We start from the raw sequence: 16,411 nt of genomic DNA, 5'->3' as shown, positions 1-16,411 counted from the left end.
TGCATTAATTCCAGTAGAACTATTCTCTAAATGAATGTCACTATAGAATTGCTATTCATCAAATCCTTTCTCTTGTTTAAAGTTAATTACATCTGATATACAGATTGATCCCATAATATCAATATCAACTTCCCATACCTTTTTTATAGACATAATTCCATTATCCTCTCGCCTTTAATCTTTTTACATTTATATTTCAAGTTCAAGCACTCGATAATAACTACTCTTGATAGTTCTTAAAAAGTTCACTAAATACGATATCTTCAATTTTTCTTTTAATATCTCTCAGATTCCTGTACTTAACAAGTATATTTAATTCTTGTTTGACATTTTCAAGTGCTACATTTATCTCAAACTTATCTTGTAATTTCTTAACTAAGCCCTCAGAAGTAATTTGGATAAACTGCATTTTTTCTTCTATTGGTAAGTCAGTAAAGTAATAAACCATATCAAATCTAGACTTCAATGAATTTGGTATATGCTTTTGGTATTGTTCTTGTGACATATTTGAAGTGAATATAATTATATATCCATTCAAATTATGTTCAATTCCGTGTCGATCTGTAAAAATACCATCTTCTAACAACTCATAAAAAAAGTTATACACACTTGGTGTTGCTCTTTCAAATTCATCTATAAGTATTACCTTAGACTTTGACGAACTTATTTTGTTGATTAGCTCTCCACTCTCTTCACTACCAATATATCCCAACGGAGAACCTATCAAACTATTTAAAACTCCTTCTGTAGAGTAATTACCAAAATTTATCTTTACCAACGCTTCCTCTGGATATATTATCCCTGAAACAATTTTTGCAAATTCAGTCTTTCCTATTCCCGAATCACCACATAGCAATATTGACAGGATTTTTCTCTCTTTCATCTTATTTAGAAAAGAAAACTTTACTAGATTATGTCTAAAATCTTCTTTAAATATATCATGCCCCTTAAGCGTTGCATTAATTTCATCTACAAGTGCATGCACTTGTTTTATATCAATTCCTTCTATATCTGGTACAGTAACTTCACTTTCACAACCAATATTGTCTAACTCTACTGAATCAGCAAATATGAGTGGAAAAAGCTCAAGAGTGTCTGAAATTAAACTATATTCTAAAGTAAATTTCAAAGGTTTAATCTTAGTAATATGATAAATTAATACTTCAAATACAAAAACAAGGTCTTTCCTTACTTTTAATATTTTGACAAGCGAAGATATATCTACATATTCGATTTCATTCTTTAATAATCTATTAGCAATCTGCTCCATATCATACTTAATACGTATTCCTTCAAACTCCTCAACTAAATTAGATAAAGAAATTAGCATACCTCTCTGTGTTAATTCTTTAGCTGTTGCTGAATTTTTGTATGTATACAAACTGATTGAACTACATATTTCTCTCTCTTCATTGAGCTCTTTACCATTTATTATTTCTTTGACTTCCACTTCATTAACACTGGTTTGAATAAAGATATTTATATTCTCTTCCTCAAAAAGGTGGGGAAATACTTCATTAAAGCAATTTAAATAATCTCTATGCAAACAAAAATGAATGTTACTATTCATTTCAGATAATGCCCATAGGTATCTTTCAGTAAAAATACGATAGTAATTTCCATCCTTAATTATACCTGTAATATCTATTACTAAATTATTGAGATATTGTGAATGTAAGTCTCTAACGCCTTCTATGTTATCAGCTAAGTATAAAAAATAACTTATACTTACAAAATGATATTCCCCCATGCTTTCTTTTAGTTCTTTTAAATTGTTCTGGTTATAAATATATAATATTGAAGTTATTCTATTCATATTTTTTTAAATTCAACTCCTGTATAACGGCAATTACATCTATTAGATGTAGTTTGTCATTTAGTTTTTTATGACAGAATTCAAATGGTATGTTGGGTGTAATCGAAGCCATATGACTCAACTTCATCTTCCCTACTTGTTCACTGTTTTGTATCTCTTGCCTATATGAATCAGACATTAACTCTAAGAATTTTGAAGAAATACTATCTCTCTTGGAAAAATCAATTTCTCCTCGATATATACCTATCAAACTTAACTTACCTAATTGTAAATCATTATGTTGATACCCATTTTCAAAGTTATCCGTATATTTATAAGGGAACTGAATAATATATTTATTTGAAATATCTTTTTCAGCCACGGTATTTGTATATGCAAAAGTATAATCTATAGTAAAATCATCTAACATCTTCTCCATCATTTTATTAAGATTAATTTCTACAGCATCATTGCTTTGATTTTTAATTTTACTATCTTGAAGTATGTTTAGAATCATTACAGTATCATCTATATTCGTTTGTTGTAACTCAATGTTCTCAAAAATTGTTAGATCTCCAACATTTAATCTCTCTAATTGGGATTTATTTTTTTTAGCAGTTTCATATATTCTTCTAAGCATAATTGATTTTGTAGTTTTTACGTCAAAATTCTCATATACCCTTTTCTTAGAGGTATCTTCTATTGAGTAACCCGATTCAGAATACAGGCTCTCTTTCTTTCCCCAACTAAAAGAAGTGTTTCTCTTCAGAAGCTCTTCAGAAACTTGCTCACTCTCAATTGTCTTCATTATTTTATTATCAATAAGCATTGCAATCTCATGAGCTTTAGAAGTATTTATATAAAACAAGTTAAATAGTTTATCGTTTGTAAAATCTTGAACTTCATTTTCTATTGATTTTTTTTCATACAGTAATACACTCAAAGCAATGAAAAAGAGTGCTATAACAACAACCGCTATTTCTTCAAAGTTAAGTAATACCCACCTGCCTATAAAATCAACTTTTATAAAGCTAAAGAATAACACCAGTGATATGAGGCTTGCTATTGCAATCTGAAAAGAAGTAATATAAGCTTTTCTCATTTGTTTGCAAATAAATATTGTAAGCAAACATACAAACACAGGTATTACTATCCAATATTCTTGAACTCTAAAGTTTATAAACACTCTATATATTGCACTATCGATAAGAACAAATATCAACGAACAAACTCCTATAACAAACATTTCAAGGCATAGAATTGATTTACATTTTTCTTTCATATATTTCACCCTTAATTCCCCTTTTCCTCGACCATTTTCTCTCTATTCTTTCATTTTATTATACTATTGTATAGAAAAAAAGACCAGCACCGAGCCAGCCTTTACTTGATATGATTGTTTTCTAAATATGTATCATATGTTTTAATACCTACCTCCTTAGCTGATTCCACATTTAAGTGTTTTTTCAACCGCTCAACTTCCTCTACTGGCTTCCTATATTGTATGTACACTTCTTTTGTTTTTGTAAAAGATTCACTACTTTCATGCAAAGCTTCTATCATCTTATTCAGTATAAATCCATAAACTTCGCTGCTAGTATCAATATCATCTTTAGTTGTTGTAACAGGAAGCATTAATAGATTCTCTGCTTTAGCATTTACATATCCCCTAAATTCCTGAAATAAATGATCATCCCAAACATTTGTTTTACCTACTTTATTTAACATCCCCCATCCGGTTAGCTCACTTTTATCCGCCAAGACAACAATGTTCTCATTTAATGCAATCTGCCATCCACTCTCTTCCAAACAAGCTTCTCCTCGTTTTACAGTAACTTCAACATCTATATTTTTATACGTATATTCTTTTCTATAGATTTCTTTTTGAGATACTGTTGTATTGTTTATCTTAATTGTATTGATCCATATCTCTAAACCACTATTTATCTCTTTTCTGTACTGTTTTTCTACCATCTTACATAACTTTGTCAAAAACTCCTTATCATTAAATCTCTTAGCAATACCTTTGTCTAATTGCTTTATGGAAATGGTAGTACCTATTCCATTCCTTACTCTTCTTAAGCTCTCAACTTCTATCGTCCAATCTTCTTGTTTTAACCACTTGTCAACATCCAGTTTTACTTTAAATCTACTATCCTCAGTAGCCGACTGGATATGTATATGCTTGCCTATTTTGAAAAAAGCCCTTTTCATTCCTATACCAAAACCACCTGACGAATAACTTTCTAAATGATCGTCATTGTTACCAAATCTAAATACATATCTCTCTGCTTCTTCTAGTGATATTCCGCCACAGTTATCTTCTATCATATAATCGTACTTAGAAAAAAATATCTTTATGTAATATCCCCTATAACTATCAACTTTTCTATGTCTCTTTGCTCCACCAATTGAGTTGTCTATTAAGTCCATTATGCATTTTTCAATGCTTATATCTCTAGTTATAGAATCTACAAAAAACTTCTTAGTTGGCGAAATATCGACTATACTTTTATTAGACATCATATTATCCCCCATTATAAACATACCCGTTATAAAAGTATATTAATTGTACTAGATTTTTAGTATACTTTTAAGTTATAACTCCACACTCTACCCCTAACTAAAAAATCAAGGCTTACAGGTTTTTTAACGCCTGTAAGCCTTGATTTTACGTTCATTATTTAACTAATTTCACAACCGTTTCACAATGAGTCGTATGTGGGAACATATCCACTGGTTGTACTTTTTCAACTTTATAGCCTTGTTGATCTAAATACCCTAAATCTCTTCCCAGTGTTGCTGGGTCACAAGATACATAAACAATTTTCTTAGGATTCATTTTTACAAGGGTTTCAAGTAATGCTTGGTCGCATCCTTTTCTTGGTGGGTCTACAACGATTGTATCTGCTGTTAGACCATTTGCATATTGTTCTGGAATCACTTCTTCAGCTTTTCCTACGAAGAACTCTGCGTTATGAATATCATTAAGAGCTGCATTTTCACGTGCATTTTCAATGGCTGGTGCTACAATCTCTACACCATATACTTTCTTTGCTTTTTGTGCTAAGAAGAGAGAAATAGTCCCAATACCACAGTAAGCATCCCATACTGTCTCACTGCCTTCAAGTTCAGCGTATTCTAATGCTTTGTCGTAAAGCACTTTAGTTTGCTCTGGATTGACTTGGAAGAAGGAAAGAGCAGAGATTTTGAATTTTAAGTCTCCAATGGTATCAATGATATAGTCTCTTCCTTCAAGGACTTTAACTTCGTGTCCTAAAATGACATTGGTTTTTGCTTTGTTAATGTTAAGTAACACACTTGTTAGGCCTTCTACTGCATGTAAAGCTTCTAGTAATTTGTCGCTGTGTGGAAGCTCATTGCCATTAACCACTAAGCATACCATTACTTCTCCAGTATAGAAACCTGTCTTGATCATGAGGTGTCTTACTAAGCCCTTATGTGTTTCTTCATCATAGATGGATATATTGTTTACTTCTAAAAAGTTTCTTACGATCTCAATGATTTGCTCGCAACGTTTGTCTTGAATCCCACAAGTTGACCAATCTACAACTTTGTGGGTACGGCTCATATAGAAACCAATTTGTACTTTCCCATTTTCCTTGCGAATAGGGTATTGGGCTTTGTTACGATAATGTGCTGGTGCTTCCATCCCTAGGGTTGGAAGGACTTCTATATCTTTAAGTCCACCAATACGTGTAAGGGCATTATATACCTTGCTTTGTTTCCATTCGAGCTGTGCTTCATAGCTCATATGTTGAAGTTGACAGCCACCGCATTTAGTTGCTACTTCACAAGTCACTTCACTTCTTCTTGGTGATGGACTAAGAATCTTTTCGATCTTTCCATAAGCTAGATTCTTTTTTACTTTAAGTATTTTAACTTCTAACTGATCACCTGTTATAGCTTCAGGCACAAAAACAACGAAGTCATTGATTTTTCCAACGCCTTCTCCATTTGTCCCTATATCTGTAATCGTCATCTCATAAAATTTATTTTTCTCTACTGACATCTTTCTTCTCCTGGTCTTTAATGAAAACTTGGTGTTTCGCCTTCTTCATCTTTAAGTAATGTACGAATAGCTTTGGCTATTGCTTTTTCTTCTACTTCTTGCATCTTTGTTGTAAGATTACGTTGGATGAAATGATCAAGTAAATTTGAACGTTGTGGTTGTACTTTTTTATTAGTGTTATCTTTTTCTCCCATTTCTAATCCTCTTCCTCGCATTCACATACCGTATATTGGCAAATACAATTTCTGCATTTAATATAGCTTTTTGTCTCATTTGTCTTATACTTTCCCTCTAGCATCAGGTGCATATCACGTAATGTATTTTTCACCATAAGGCGATGCTTATAGGTATTACGTATTTTAAAAGTTTTGTTGCTATAAACTAACTTACCATAAGGTGGTTTCTTGCCATACACAGCTTCTACAAGTAAAAAATACGCCAAAAGCTGCATCATATCCCCCTCATGTGGTAAGTCTTCTTTGGCAACACCACTTTTGATTTCAAAAGGTATATAACGTCCTGTTAAAAATGTCTTAAATATATAATCGGGCTTGCCTTGTAAGTCATATTCCTCTGATACTAGCATCTTGCCACCATTCTCATCTGTATAAATCATCCGTGCAAAAGGTAAACCGACTTGCATTTTCTGCTTACAAGATATACTTGGTCTAAATAAGTAATAACAAAGAAAAAGGCCACAAGCTCCTAATAATAGTGCTTCTCCTATTTCCATATACTTACTCCTTTAAATATAAGGATTAATAGACCGATAAGGATAATAATCCTTATAACTTTCATAATTCGATATCTAAAGTGATAAGACGTATGGTGCTTCATCCCTTTTGTAAAGTGTTCCGTATGCTCACTATGCTCTATGTCTAGTGCCTCATACATCTGGGTTAAACTTTTTGCCCCATATACTCTTTTGTAATACCATTGGTTAGGACAATACATAAAACGATTCAGCTCGTTGGCTGAAATACGGGTACTACTTTTTTTCATAGCATTGAACGTCTCATATTTCTTGTTAAAATTTTGTTGTATCCTAGACTTGGCTCATTTGGATCTGAGTTTCTAAGCATTTCTTCAAACATTTTCAGCTTAGAATCACTATAGTCTGCAAGGTGCACAATCATGGCTTCAATACATTTTGGACGTTTTGGTGAACCATATTCATATTCACCATGGTGAGAAAGAATAATATGTTTAAGAAGGAGTAACGCTTCTTGTGATAATTCTTCTATATTTGCTTTGGCTTCATTTACTTTTTCAACACCTAGCATAATGTGACCTAGTAATTGGCCTTCGTCTGTATAATCATTCTTTGGAAAAGCTGAAAGTTCATAGATTTTACCTATGTCATGTAATAAGCACCCTGCTACTACTAAATCTACATTCACAGGTTCATAACGGCTGGCTAAAAACACACCGATTTCAGCAACGCTTACTGTATGTTCTAATAAACCACCTAAGTAAGCATGGTGTACGGATTTGGCTGCTGCTCCAGACATAAAGTATTTATAAATGATGTCATCATAAAAGATTGCTTCTAATAGTTTTTTGATGCCTGGGTCTTTGACCTCATCAATTCTACTAAATAATTTTTCTTCTAAGACTTTAATATCTTTAGGTGTATGAGGAAGTAAATTTTTAAGTTCATAACTGCCTTCTTCCGCACGTTTAATCTTTCCAATATTCGCTTGTAGATTGTCTTGATATAATACAACCTCTGCTTCTACTGAAACCACATCATCTACATTAAATTCTTCAATCCCTGGATGAATTGCCCAGATCTTACCTTCTATTATCCCTGTTGCATCTTGAAGCTTCACAGTAAGATAATCTTTTCCATTTTTATTTTTAAGCATTTGCTTATATTTACATAGATAGCATCCTTGCATCTTCTCTTCTGATTTTAAGTCAACTATAAGGCTCATTTCATCCACTCCTTTATGCCCCATTGTAACATAAATGGAAGCATTATAAAAGACGATGAATATCATTCATCGTCTTTTATAATGTTATTGATTTTGACTTTGAAGCTGCGCTTGACTCTTGCCTCGAAGTTTAACATCTAAATTCACTTTTTCTGAACCACGTACTACTTTAAGAGAAACTTGGTCGCCTACTTTTTTCTCTAAAAGAAGTGCTTTAAGTTCTTCCATTGTAGCAATTCTTGTGCCATCGAATTCAATAATAATATCGCCTTGTTGTATACCTGCTATAGCTGCACTACTACCTGGTTGTACTTGAACAATCATAATCCCTACAGGAATATCATAGTAATTGCCTAACTCTTCAGTTAAGTTTTCCCCTACAATACCCAGTACTGGACGGTCAATACTACCATTTTGCATCAGCTCATCTACAATAGGTTTAACATCATTGATTGGAATAGCAAAGCCCATTCCTTCAATTTGGCTATCTACTAATTTGATGGTATTAATCCCAATAACTTCTCCTGATGGTCCAACAAGAGCACCACCACTATTACCTGGGTTAATGGCAGCATCTGTTTGAATAAGGTTAAGCTTTTGGTCTGTTAAGTTAATCTCACGGTCAAGTGCACTAATAACCCCTACAGTTACTGTATTTTCATAGGCTTCATCAATAGGTGTACCAATAGCCACTGCTAAGTCCCCTACACGTAGTGTATCATTATCACCCAGTGCAGCTGGTTGGATTTTGTCTACGATCTCTGTTGGTACATCTGCCTTATTAACCGCTACAACGGCAATATCTGTAACTGTATCGTAACCTACAATCTCTGCTGGCACTTTTGTATTGCCAAGGAAGGTCACTGTTAATGAACTTGCCCCTTCTACAACGTGTGCATTAGAAATAATGAAGATTTTATCACCATCTGTTTTAAAGATAACCCCTGAACCAAGTCCTTCTTGATTGAATTCACCAGCCCATGTTGTTACAATCTTATTGTTTTTAATAGATACAACAGATGGTCCTACATTGGCTGCAATATCTGCTATGGAGTTATTCACATAAACAGGGGCTACATAACCTGTAGATTGGGCAAAAGAACTATTGTTGTTGCCCCCATTTGTTGAAGAATCACTAAATTCCATACCGTATTTATCTGTATACAGTTGTTTGGCTAAAGGTGCTGTAAATGCATAGCCTGCTCCAAGAGAAGCACCACCTACAAGACTTACGATGGTAAGACCTGCTACAAATTTACCAAATCCTCCTGAAGATTTTTTCTTACGAGGTGCCTTTTTCTCTTTAATGGTCTCATGGTAGTAGGTATTATTCTCATCCATAATAGGAGGAAGAGGATTGGTACTACTTGCCACTTTTGGCTCTTCTGTATAGCTTCCAGCTTGCCCATTTTGTGTGTAATCTGTCTGACTTTGATTATTTGCTGAATTGTTAGATGTATAAGATCCTTGTTGTGATGTATATGCAGGGTTAACTGGTGTATAGTTTGCCTGTTGTGTTACATTCCCTTGCTCCACGGTTGAAGGTACTGTTTGTTTGTCTGTATTGTTGCTATTTACATTTATAGATTCTGCTGGCTGAACTTGATCAGCTGGTATCCCTTGTGCATCTGGTATCGGTGTATAAGGTACATCTATTATTTTGTTATTTTCATTTGATTCATTTCTATTATTATTATCTTGCATCAAGATCGCCTCCATTTACAATTCGTTTTTGATAACTGTAGTATAGGTTCGGATTTTGAATAGTGTATGAATACAATGTAAAAAGAAGGTAGTATTATTTTGAACTAAACTTTAGAAAGTGTGAAGTAAAATGTAACAGGTTCACCTTCATTTGAAATAATACCTAGTTCTTCATTATGCTGACGGATTGTTTCCTTTACAATCACAAGGCCGATGCCCATTCCTGTCTTATCCTTACCCCTTGATAGATCAGACTTGTAGAATCTCTCCCAAATATTCTTTTGATCTTCTTTCGAAATACTTGGACCGCTATTTCTAATATAAATCCAAACTTTATTTTGTTTTGCTACAGTTTCTACTTCAATTGTTCCCTGATTATTAACAAATTTAAACGCATTATCTAACAAATTTTGAACAACTCTTGCAATTTTTTCTGGATCTGCAAATACCATCTGCTCTTTTTTATCAAATAATACGTCTACCTTCACTTCTTTATCCTTTGTAATTTGTTCAAAGTTATCAAGAAGGTCTCGGATCATCTCATGTAGATTAAATTCCATTTTCTTAAGCGGTAAGTTGCCTTCTTCCATACGACTCAATTCTAAAATGTCATTGGTCATCTTAATCATACGTTGAGATTCATTTAAAACAATACGTAGATACTTGTCATGCTTCTCAGGTGGAATGGTACCATCTAATATGGCTGTCACAAAACCTTGAATAGATGTAAGAGGTGAACGCATATCGTGAGAAACATTGGCTATAAAGGCTTTACGATTGGCGTCAATTTTATCTAGCTCTTCTGCCATATAGTTGAGGGATTCGCCAAGTTGAGCAATTTCATCTTCCCCCTCAACATCTATACGCTTAGCAAAATCACCATTTGCAATTTTCTTAGCTACTTGATTCATTTCTTTAAGGGGTTTACTCATACGCTTTGAAGTATAGTAAATTAAAATAAAGATAATACCTGCTGTTACAAGAACAGCCTTTGCCAAGATACTTCTTACTTCATCAATCAGTGTCAGGATCTGCGGCATTGGTGTATGAATAAATAGGGCAAGCTCTACTTGGCCACCTATTTCAATAGGATAGCCTACAGTGAGTACAGGGGTAGAAAAGTACTGTTCAAAGCCTGTTTCGCGAGAAATAATATTCCCTTCAAAGACTTTCTCAATGATTTCAGGGTTAGCTAACTTACGGTCTAAAATCATAGAATCTTCTTTGCCTGAGACCATTTGCATTTTATGGTCTTTACCTACTATCCAAGTTGTTGCATCTAAATAACTATCTAATACTTTAATTCTAAGTGTGACACGGTCTAATACTGAACTAATGGATTGATGCATTTCACCAACCTTTTGATATTCTTCAGCAATCAGCTCTGCTTGCTTAATCATAATGTTTTCTGTGTAGTCCACATAGTAACGTTGAAAAGCATTAGAAAAAATAGTGAAGAAGAAAACAAACGTAACAATTAAAATACCGATATAAAGGGTTAAAAGTTTATTAAATAAAGAAGAGAATAGGACTCTCTTCTTTACTTTTCGAACTTGTACCCTACTCCCCATACTGTTTTTATGCTCCATGGATGATCACCTTCAAATTTGTCTCTTAACCTTTTAATGTGTACGTCAACTGTACGTGTATCGCCTACAAAATCATAGCCCCAGATTTTGTCTAAAAGCTGTTCTCTTGTAAATACTTGCTTTGGATGGCTTGCTAAAAAGTATAGAACTTCTAACTCTTTTGGTGGTAACTCTAAGATATTACCTTGATAGGTTACAGAGTAGTTATCTTTATCTACGATTAAGTCTTCAAGGACAATACGATTTTTTGTTTCAGTAGGTTCTGCTTCTTCTTTTACTGTACGACGGAGTACAGCTTTGACACGGGCAATTAATTCTTTTGGATCAAATGGTTTGGCAATATAGTCATCTGCGCCTAACTCAAGCCCTAATACTTTGTCAAACACATCACATTTTGCTGTAAGCATAATGATAGGGGTTTTACTTGTACGTCTAATGTATTTACATACGTCATAACCATCCATCTCTGGTAGCATGACATCAAGTAAGATTAAATCTGGTTTATAAGATTCAAATGCATCTACAGCTTGTTTCCCACTGTAAACTTCTTGTGTGTCATAGCCTTCCTTTTGAAGATAGAGCGAAATGAGCTCTGCAATATTGGTATCGTCATCTACAACGAGAATTTTACTTTTGTTCATTAAGACTTCCTCCTTTGTCTCGTTTAATCTATTTCTACAATTATTTAATTTCTACAACCGTTACACCCATCTCACCTTCACCATATACACCTGGGCGATGAGAAGCAATATGTGGGTGACGACGTAACATCTGTGTGATGGCCTGTCTTAAGGCACCTGTACCTTTACCATGGATAATAGTCGCTTGCTTTAAACCTGCTAAATACGCATCATCTAAATATTTATCTACAATAGGTAAGGCTTCATCTACCATTAGACCACGTACATCTATTTCTGTTTTAATATTCATTGTTTTACTTACTGCATGAGAATTACCTGTTGCTCTTGTTCTATTTTTCTTAACTGGTGCTTTTGGTGCCTCCTCTTCATCTACACGCTGTAAATTAGAAATATGCACTTTCATTGGTAAAATACCAATTTGAACTTTGGCGTTGCCTGCACTATCTGGTACTTCAAGAATCACCCCTTGTTGCATTAAGTTGGTTACAAGTACTTTTTCGCCCACTTCAATGTTTTTAATTGGCTTCTTGTAAGTATGTTTTGGCCCAATGGCTCTTTGTATTTTATTTTGTCTTTGCTCAACACCTTCTGATACTTTTTTCTTCGCATCATGTAAGCCTTTTTCATCAATAACAACGCGTGCTTCTCTAGCTGCTTGACGTACTTCTTTTAACATCTCATCTGTTTCTTTTTGAACATCACGAAGCAGCTGGGCTGCCTTTTCATTGGCACGTTCCATAATACGTTGTTTGGATTTTTCAAGTTTCTTACGTTCTTTTGTAATCTCTTCTTTAAAGTGTTCAGCTTCTTTTCTAAAGGTTTCTGCTTTTTCTTTTTCAATTTCAGCCATACGTTTGCTATATTCTAGCTCAACTAAAATGTCTTCCATCTTAACATTTTCTTTGTGTAAGAACTGCTTTGCATCTTCAATGAGATGTTCTGCTAAACCAAGCTTCATAGAAATAGCGAAGGCATTACTTTTTCCTGGTACACCTATGAGTAATTTGTAAGTTGGTCTTAAAGATTCTACATCAAATTCACAGCTTGCATTTTCTACACCTTCTGTAGAAAGGGCATAAAGCTTCAGTTCACTATAGTGGGTTGTCGCTACTGTACGAATTTGTTGCTTACGTAAGTGTTCTAGAATAGACATAGCAAGTGCCGCCCCTTCAACTGGGTCAGTTCCTGAACCTACCTCATCTAAAAGAATCAGTGAGTTTAATGTCATTTGATCTAAAATACGTACTAAGTTGGTCATATGTGCAGAGAATGTACTTAAGCTTTGTTCAATACTTTGTTCATCCCCTAAGTCTGCAAAGACATCATCAAAGACATTGACAATACTACCTTCAGCAGCCGGAATTTGCATCCCTGCTTGTGCCATTAAAGTAAATAGACCTAAAGTCTTTAATGTGACTGTTTTACCCCCTGTATTCGGACCTGTTATAAGAAGGGTTGTAAATTGGTCCCCCACATAAACATCAATCGGTACAACTTCTTTTTGATCTAAAAGTGGATGTCTTGCTTTCTTTAAGTGGATAAAGCCTTTGTGATTAAGTCCTGGCTCACGTGCATCCATTTTAAGCGCACATTCAGCTTTCGCAAAAATCACATCAAGACATGTAATTTGCTCAAAGTTTACAAGGACATAAGGTGCAATATCTGCAACTAAGTTTGTAAGTTCTGTTAAAAGTTTTTCAATTTCCTCTTCTTCTTTCATATGAAGACTCTTTAAGCTATTGTTCAGTTCAACAACTGCCATTGGCTCCATAAATACGGTTGCACCTGTAGAAGATTGATCATGGACAATCCCTTTAAAGGCATTTTTGTATTCTACCTTAATCGGTACACAAGAACGACCTTGTCGCATGGTTACAACCGTTTCTTGAAGCATATCTTGATATCTTGAAGAATAAAGGATACCATGAATAGTCTCTTTAATCTTACCTTCTGCAGACTTAATTTGTCTGCGAATTTGATAAAGTTCTGGTGTTGCATCATCTGCATACTCATTAGGCGCTACAATACAGCGGCTGATTTCACGTTCAACATCATTATAAACACCAATTGCTTCAAAGTATTTTTCAAGATGTGGTGATTTAACTTCTTCACAATCTTCTTTATAATAATTTTTGACACGTCTACTTGTTTTAAGTAAGCTTGCTATATTTAAAAGATCATCTCCACTTAAAATCGCTCCAATTTCTACACGTTTAATAGCTGTAAAAATTTCCTTTGCATTACTTAATGGGAGTTTGCCCTTTTTCACGCTCATGCTTAAAGCTTCTGAAGTTTCTTTTTGTAGTTTAGTAACCTCTTCAAATGAAGAGCTTGGTAAAAGTTGTTCAATACGTGCTTTACCTGCTTCGGTTACTGCATGTCCAGCAAGTATCGCTCTAATTTTATGAAATTCTAATTTTATTAACGCTCTCTCGTTCATAACTTCCTCTTTTATTAATTTGACATCATTATTTTGATTATTTTTATCCTTATTATTGCACATTTTTAACTTTTTGAAAACTATAAAGGAGACGTTACACTAAATTTAGTATGGTGTCTTCCATTTTTTTAATACCTATAATAAATAAAAGGAGGCTGTTCAATTGAACAGCCTCCTTTTTCTATAATACACGTATTGCTTTGACGAAGTTACGGTCATAGTATGGACTCTTAAGATTACTAATGGTTACACCACGATCACTTTCAGAATGGATAAACTTACCGTTTCCAACATAAATTCCTACATGTGAAATATTTCCTCTATTGATGCCATTGGTATCAAAGAAAAGCAAATCGCCTGTACGAAGCTGATTCACACCTACTTCAGGACCATCTGTAGCCTGCATATAAGATACACGGCTAATATCTACATCAAATGCTTTAAATACTTGTTGGGTAAAACCTGAACAGTCTACCCCTGCCCTTAAGTTGTTGCCACCCCATACATAAGGTGTACCTATAAACTTCATACCATATTCTACAACTTCCTCACCCTTTACTTTTGTATAAGGGATAAGGTCTTTGCGGGCTACCTCAACATACTGGTTATAAACCCAGCCTTCTTTATCATCTATGATTACTTTGTACCATTCATCATTCTTGCCAACAACCTTGATGGCTTGATTACTTACCTTGCCGATTACTTTTGCTTGAATATCTGGATGGTTACGTATATTGACTTCCTTACTGGTTACCTTACCTGTCATTCCTACAGTTTGAGGAAACAAGGCTCCCTGTTTAGTCTCAGCAGCATATACTGTGGTGCCTATGCAAAGTAACATACTCATGGCTAATATATGCAGTTTGGTTTTTTTCATAATTTCCTCCTGTATCTTTTCAAATCTTGCTATAGTATGCTCGACTTTCAAATTTTTTATACATAGAGGAATTATTTTTTTATAAAATACCTTTTACCACTGTAAACGATGGAGTTCGCCTGTCTTTTGTAAAAGTTTATAATCTGTTTGGCGAAGTGCTTCATAAAGGACAACAGCAACTGAGTTTGAAAGATTTAAAGAACGTGCACTTTCAATCATTGGAATACGTACACAAGTGTCCTCATAGTTGACAAGAATTTCTTCTGGTATCCCTGCTGATTCCTTTCCAAACATGATATAAGCATCTTCTTCATATTCTACTTCAACATGTGTATGATGCGCTTTTGTTGTTGCCATAAAGATTTTAGGGTTATTATTTTTCTCTAAAAATTCTTCGAAGTTCTTATATGTTCTAACATCCAATAAATGCCAGTAGTCAAGTCCTGCACGCTTTAAAGCTTTCTCATCAATTGAAAAACCTAGTGGCTCAATAAGATGAAGTGTTGCACCTGTTGCAGCACATGTACGTGCAATGTTCCCTGTATTTTGTGGAATTTCTGGTTCGTGTAATACAATATGCATAGTGTCATGCCTCCTTATTCTCTATGCCCATTATAGTACACTTTATTTTCTTTTATCAAGTTCACTTTGCACATCTTCCCAGCAAACCCCTTCTTCTACCATCAATACGGTTAAATGATACATTAAATCTGCAATTTCTCCTGTCAATTCTTCTGGATTTTTATCTTTTGCAGCAATGATGACTTCTGAAGCTTCTTCCCCTACTTTTTTAAGAATTTTATTGACACCTTTTTCAAATAGATAATTGGTATATGAGCCTTCTTGTGGGACTAACTTACGTTCTAAGATAGTCTCTTGTAATTCGGTTAGCATATTATGCCCACTTGCTTTGCGTGCTAGTGATGTCACTTGTACATTTCCTATACGGTCTAAGGTTGTGAAGAAGCAAGTTGCATGACCTGTATGACAAGAGATCCCCCCTTCTTGATCAATTTGAATCAGTAATGTATCTCCATCACAGTCTACACTCATACTTTTTAAATATTGAAAATGTCCTGAAGTCTCCCCTTTAAGCCATAAGCTTTTTCTTGAGCGACTATAGTAGTGTACTTTTCCTGTTTCTAATGTTTTTTCTAGTGCTTCTCTATTCATATAGGCCAACATTCTTACCTTTTTTGCATGTGCATCTTGTGTAATCACAGGTACTAGACCTTTTTCATCAAATCTAATCTGATTTAAAAATTCTTGTTGTGTCATTTCTTTCACCCTTTTTCTTTTACTTTATTCAATGTAAGCTATCTTTCTATTTTCATCTTTATCTCTTCTCTTAATATATTGCTCATTACTTAATTTTTATTATCTTTCCTCTATAGG

At 34.1% G+C, this 16,411-nt stretch carries 15 protein-coding genes; all 15 read right to left on the bottom strand.

The window, feature by feature from the left end:
- Positions 1-220: 220 nt before the first annotated feature.
- Positions 221-1,816, bottom strand: coding sequence for an AAA family ATPase (locus tag PBV87_RS08205; RefSeq protein WP_271011844.1), 1,596 nt, complete (start codon positions 1,814-1,816; stop codon positions 221-223).
- Complete coding sequence (locus PBV87_RS08200) at positions 1,809-3,077, bottom strand: spermidine synthase family protein (RefSeq protein WP_271011843.1); 1,269 nt, start codon at positions 3,075-3,077, stop codon at positions 1,809-1,811. The genes PBV87_RS08205 and PBV87_RS08200 overlap by 8 nt, the downstream gene beginning before the upstream one ends.
- A 101-nt stretch (positions 3,078-3,178) precedes the next feature.
- A complete protein-coding gene (locus tag PBV87_RS08195) occupies positions 3,179-4,318 on the bottom strand; it encodes an ATP-binding protein (RefSeq protein WP_271011842.1) in 1,140 nt (379 codons plus the stop codon).
- A 157-nt stretch (positions 4,319-4,475) separates the two neighbouring features.
- Positions 4,476-5,828, bottom strand: coding sequence for a 23S rRNA (uracil(1939)-C(5))-methyltransferase RlmD (gene rlmD / locus PBV87_RS08190; RefSeq protein ID WP_271011841.1), 1,353 nt, complete (start codon positions 5,826-5,828; stop codon positions 4,476-4,478).
- A gap of 17 nt (positions 5,829-5,845) precedes the next feature.
- A complete protein-coding gene (locus tag PBV87_RS08185) occupies positions 5,846-6,022 on the bottom strand; it encodes a hypothetical protein (protein WP_154668817.1) in 177 nt (58 codons plus the stop codon).
- Positions 6,023-6,024: 2 nt separating this feature from the next.
- Positions 6,025-6,561: a CRISPR-associated protein Cas4 gene (locus tag PBV87_RS08180; protein ID WP_271011840.1), complete on the bottom strand. Its 537-nt coding sequence runs from the start codon at positions 6,559-6,561 to the stop codon at positions 6,025-6,027.
- Positions 6,552-6,830 carry a hypothetical protein gene (locus PBV87_RS08175; RefSeq protein WP_271011839.1) on the bottom strand — a complete coding sequence of 93 codons (279 nt, stop codon included), beginning with the start codon at positions 6,828-6,830 and terminating at the stop codon, positions 6,552-6,554. Before PBV87_RS08175 ends, PBV87_RS08180 begins: the two co-directional genes overlap by 10 nt.
- Complete coding sequence (locus tag PBV87_RS08170; protein ID WP_271011838.1) at positions 6,827-7,765, bottom strand: 3'-5' exoribonuclease YhaM family protein; 939 nt, start codon at positions 7,763-7,765, stop codon at positions 6,827-6,829. The genes PBV87_RS08175 and PBV87_RS08170 overlap by 4 nt, the downstream gene beginning before the upstream one ends.
- Positions 7,766-7,849: 84 nt before the next feature.
- The gene (locus tag PBV87_RS08165; RefSeq protein WP_271011837.1) at positions 7,850-9,469 is read right to left on the bottom strand and encodes a S1C family serine protease; all 1,620 of its coding nucleotides are present in this window, start codon (positions 9,467-9,469) and stop codon (positions 7,850-7,852) included.
- Positions 9,470-9,573: 104 nt separating this feature from the next.
- Positions 9,574-11,058, bottom strand: coding sequence for a sensor histidine kinase (locus tag PBV87_RS08160; RefSeq protein ID WP_271011836.1), 1,485 nt, complete (start codon positions 11,056-11,058; stop codon positions 9,574-9,576).
- Complete coding sequence (locus PBV87_RS08155; RefSeq protein ID WP_053984137.1) at positions 11,010-11,699, bottom strand: response regulator transcription factor; 690 nt, start codon at positions 11,697-11,699, stop codon at positions 11,010-11,012. The genes PBV87_RS08160 and PBV87_RS08155 overlap by 49 nt, the downstream gene beginning before the upstream one ends.
- Before the next feature lie 40 nt (positions 11,700-11,739).
- Positions 11,740-14,139 carry an endonuclease MutS2 gene (locus PBV87_RS08150; protein WP_271011835.1) on the bottom strand — a complete coding sequence of 800 codons (2,400 nt, stop codon included), beginning with the start codon at positions 14,137-14,139 and terminating at the stop codon, positions 11,740-11,742.
- A gap of 181 nt (positions 14,140-14,320) precedes the next feature.
- Positions 14,321-15,016, bottom strand: a complete 696-nt coding sequence (locus PBV87_RS08145; RefSeq protein ID WP_271011834.1) for a C40 family peptidase — start codon at positions 15,014-15,016, stop codon at positions 14,321-14,323.
- A 93-nt stretch (positions 15,017-15,109) separates the two neighbouring features.
- Positions 15,110-15,598: a tRNA (uridine(34)/cytosine(34)/5-carboxymethylaminomethyluridine(34)-2'-O)-methyltransferase TrmL gene (gene trmL, locus PBV87_RS08140; RefSeq protein WP_271011833.1), complete on the bottom strand. Its 489-nt coding sequence runs from the start codon at positions 15,596-15,598 to the stop codon at positions 15,110-15,112.
- 42 nt (positions 15,599-15,640) lie between these two features.
- Entirely contained in the window at positions 15,641-16,294 is a 654-nt protein-coding gene (hisIE, locus tag PBV87_RS08135) for a bifunctional phosphoribosyl-AMP cyclohydrolase/phosphoribosyl-ATP diphosphatase HisIE (RefSeq protein WP_271011832.1), read from the bottom strand.
- Between the last annotated feature and the right edge of the window lie 117 nt (positions 16,295-16,411).

This window comes from Holtiella tumoricola (genome assembly GCF_027857615.1).
Lineage (GTDB): Bacteria > Bacillota > Clostridia > Lachnospirales > Cellulosilyticaceae > Holtiella > Holtiella tumoricola.
This window is presented reverse-complemented; position numbering and strand designations above follow the sequence as displayed.

Bases quoted from the DNA above. Each gene is read 5' to 3' on its own strand.
- PBV87_RS08205 (WP_271011844.1), bottom strand. From the start codon at position 1,816: ATGAATAGAATAACTTCAATATTATATATTTATAACCAGAACAATTTA.
- PBV87_RS08150 (WP_271011835.1), bottom strand. From the start codon at position 14,139: ATGAACGAGAGAGCGTTAATAAAATTAGAATTTCATAAAATTAGAGCG.
- PBV87_RS08195 (WP_271011842.1), bottom strand. From the start codon at position 4,318: ATGTCTAATAAAAGTATAGTCGATATTTCGCCAACTAAGAAGTTTTTT.
- rlmD (WP_271011841.1), bottom strand. From the start codon at position 5,828: ATGTCAGTAGAGAAAAATAAATTTTATGAGATGACGATTACAGATATA.
- PBV87_RS08145 (WP_271011834.1), bottom strand. From the start codon at position 15,016: ATGAAAAAAACCAAACTGCATATATTAGCCATGAGTATGTTACTTTGC.
- PBV87_RS08175 (WP_271011839.1), bottom strand. From the start codon at position 6,830: ATGAAAAAAAGTAGTACCCGTATTTCAGCCAACGAGCTGAATCGTTTT.
- PBV87_RS08155 (WP_053984137.1), bottom strand. From the start codon at position 11,699: ATGAACAAAAGTAAAATTCTCGTTGTAGATGACGATACCAATATTGCA.
- PBV87_RS08170 (WP_271011838.1), bottom strand. From the start codon at position 7,765: ATGAGCCTTATAGTTGACTTAAAATCAGAAGAGAAGATGCAAGGATGC.
- PBV87_RS08200 (WP_271011843.1), bottom strand. From the start codon at position 3,077: ATGAAAGAAAAATGTAAATCAATTCTATGCCTTGAAATGTTTGTTATA.
- PBV87_RS08160 (WP_271011836.1), bottom strand. From the start codon at position 11,058: ATGGAGCATAAAAACAGTATGGGGAGTAGGGTACAAGTTCGAAAAGTA.
- PBV87_RS08185 (WP_154668817.1), bottom strand. From the start codon at position 6,022: ATGGGAGAAAAAGATAACACTAATAAAAAAGTACAACCACAACGTTCA.
- hisIE (WP_271011832.1), bottom strand. From the start codon at position 16,294: ATGACACAACAAGAATTTTTAAATCAGATTAGATTTGATGAAAAAGGT.
- PBV87_RS08180 (WP_271011840.1), bottom strand. From the start codon at position 6,561: ATGGAAATAGGAGAAGCACTATTATTAGGAGCTTGTGGCCTTTTTCTT.
- trmL (WP_271011833.1), bottom strand. From the start codon at position 15,598: ATGCATATTGTATTACACGAACCAGAAATTCCACAAAATACAGGGAAC.
- PBV87_RS08165 (WP_271011837.1), bottom strand. From the start codon at position 9,469: ATGCAAGATAATAATAATAGAAATGAATCAAATGAAAATAACAAAATA.